Annotated in this window: 4 protein-coding genes; all 4 read left to right on the top strand. The window is 60.6% G+C overall.

Translation table 11 applies throughout. The annotated features are described in order from the left end of the window. Nucleotides 1-1,029, top strand: a 1,029-nt coding sequence (locus DW943_RS07300; RefSeq protein WP_147348643.1) for an SIS domain-containing protein, incomplete at its 5' end; no start/stop codon positions are given. A gap of 46 nt (nucleotides 1,030-1,075) precedes the next feature. Continuing rightward, complete coding sequence (locus DW943_RS07295) at nucleotides 1,076-1,495, top strand: PTS sugar transporter subunit IIA (protein ID WP_117862628.1); 420 nt, start codon at nucleotides 1,076-1,078, stop codon at nucleotides 1,493-1,495. Nucleotides 1,496-1,552: 57 nt separating this feature from the next. Further along, on the top strand, nucleotides 1,553-2,035 hold the full coding sequence (locus tag DW943_RS07290; RefSeq protein ID WP_099432286.1) for a PTS sugar transporter subunit IIB: 483 nt from the start codon (nucleotides 1,553-1,555) through the stop codon (nucleotides 2,033-2,035). A gap of 58 nt (nucleotides 2,036-2,093) precedes the next feature. Continuing rightward, nucleotides 2,094-2,627 (top strand): PTS sugar transporter subunit IIC (locus DW943_RS07285; RefSeq protein WP_147348644.1); only part of this gene is annotated, 534 nt, incomplete at its 3' end.

Below are 2,627 nucleotides of genomic sequence, written 5' to 3'. Positions count from 1 at the left end.
TTCGACCAGGAGGGCTACCTCGAGGACGGCAAGGCGCTCTACGAGACCGGCAAGAAGATGACCGCGCTCGCCGACAAGGTCGCCGACGAGGGCTACGACGCCGTGTTCCTGATGGGCGTCGGCGGCACCTGGGACGAGCTCATGCAGCTCGAGTACCTCATGAACAAGTTCGGCGACCGCGACCTCGAGGTCTACCTGATCCACGCCGCCGAGTGGAACGTCTCCGGCCACAAGCGCATGACCGAGAAGTCCGTCGTGCTCACCGCCTCCGAGTCCGGCACCACCCCCGAGGTCCTCGAGGCCGTCAAGAAGATGAAGGGCATGGGCGTGCGCGTCTACGCCATGACCAAGCCCGAGGGCCCCATCGGCCAGGCTGTGGGTGCCGAGAACTGCGTCGCCATGGCTTCTGACCATGGTTCGGGCGGCTGCGAGAAGGGCTACTACCTCGCCGACTGCTTCGGCCTGCGCCTGCTCAACCGCCGCGGCTGCTTCCCCAAGTTTGACCTGTTTATCGAGCAGACCAAGGATATCTGGAAGGACATGCTCGATATCCGCAAGCGCTTCGAGCCGCGCGCCGAGGAGCTCGCCAAGAAGTACGCCCTGGCCCCCTACACCATGTTCATCGGCTCCGGCGCCCTGTGGGGCGAGACCATCCTCTTCTCGATGTGCATCCTCGAGGAGATGCAGTGGAAGCGCACCCGCTACATCACCTCGGCCGACTTCTTCCACGGCACCCTCGAGCTCGTGGAGCCCGGCGTCCCCGTGTTCCTGTTCATGGGCGAGGACGAGAACCGCAAGCTCGACGAGCGCGTCCGCGCGTTCCTGACCCGCGGCGTGACCGGCGACACCGACATCAACATCATCGACACCGCCGAGTTCGCCATCCCGGGCCTTGACGACGAGTTCCGCGTCATCGTCTCCCCGTGGATTCTGACGGTGCTCGTGACCGACCGCCTGGCTCGCTACTACGAGACGGTCACCAAGCACAACCTCAAGTATCGTCGCTACTATCACCAGTTCGACTACTAAAGAAAACGGGTGCGGGAACGTGCCGGGCTATTGAGAGGAACACAGAATGAGACAGTACATCATCGCCAGCCATGCGCACTTCGCTACCGGCATCAAGGAGAGCGTCGAGCTGCTCTCGGGTGCTCGCGACAACGTCCACGATCTTTCGATGTTCGTCGATGACCGCATGGACGTGGCCGAGGAGGCCCAAAAACTGCTGGCGGTCATGTCTGCCGACGATGATGTCGTTGTCTGCACCGACCTCTTTGGTGGCAGCGTCAACAATGAGTTCACCAAGATCGTCCAGACGCGTCCCCGCACGTACCTCGTTACCAACATGAACCTTCCTCTGCTCATCCAGCTGCTGTTCTCTGACGAGTCGGCGCCGGTTGAGGAGACGATTCGCGCCATCGTCGCTGCGGACGATACGCGCGTGAAGTTTGTCAACGACCTGCTGGTCGATGACGACGAGGAAGAAGAGTTCTAATCCGCAGCACCTATTGACATGCCGTAAGACGGCGCAAGACCTTTGGGGGGTCACATTATGATTCAGCTACTTCGCGTTGACCATCGCCTGCTTCATGGCCAGGTCGCAGTTTCCTGGGTTCAGGGCCTTGGCTCCAACTGCATTTTTTGCGTGGGCGATAAGGTCGCCAACGATCCGGTGTGGAAGACGACGCTCAAGATGGGCAAGCCTGCCGGCTGCAAGCTCGTCATCAAAGATATGGAGCATGCAATCGAAGCTATCAACTCGGGCGTGACCGACAAGTACAAGATGATCATCTGCGTCGCCACTATCGCTGAGGCAAAGCAGCTTGTTGAGGGCTGCCCGCAGATCAAGTCAGTCAACCTGGGCAACACCAAGCCCAAGGACGAGAAGCGTCCCGACGCTCGTCAGGTCTCTCGTCAGATCTTCCTGACCGCGGCCGAGGAAGCCGATGTGCGCGAGATGCTGGATCGCGGCGTTGAGGTCGAGATTCGACCCCTGGCCGATGACCCCAAGGTTGACTGCGCAAGCGTGCTCTAGGCGTTCAATTTCGAAGAGTCTGAGCTCTTCGTAGTGTCCTATTAGGAAAGGGGGATATATGCTTACCCAAGCAATCCTCATCGGACTTATCGCCGCATTTGGTAAGTTCGACTTCCAGCTCGGTACGCTCTATGCGTTCCGCCCCATCGTCCTGTGCCCGCTCGTGGGCCTGGTGCTGGGGGACCTGCAGTCCGGCCTCGCGATCGGCGCCAGCCTGGAGCTTCTGTTCATGGGCTCGATCTCCATCGGCGCCTACGTGCCGCCTGATGAGACGATCGGCGGCGTGCTCGCCTGCGCCTTCGCTATCCAGTTGGGCCAGAGCACCGAGGCAGCCATCGCGCTCGCTATGCCCATCGCCACGCTGTGCCTTGCCATCAAGAACATCCTCAACGCCGCCCTGCCGATTCTGGTTGACCGCGCTGATGTCTTCTCCGGCCAGGGCAACCTTAAGGGTGTCTATGCGATGCACTTCCTGATCGGTTTGACCGGTATCATCATGGCGTTCCTGCTGTGCTCGCTGTCGTTCTATCTGGGTGCTGACGCCATCCAGGGCATGCTCGACTTCATCCCGCCCTTTGTCCTTGCTGGCTTT

The sequence above is a fragment of the Collinsella sp. AM44-11 genome (assembly GCF_003467145.1).
GTDB lineage: Bacteria > Actinomycetota > Coriobacteriia > Coriobacteriales > Coriobacteriaceae > Collinsella.
Note: the sequence above shows the minus strand (reverse complement) of the source record. Positions and strands in the feature narration are given on the sequence as shown.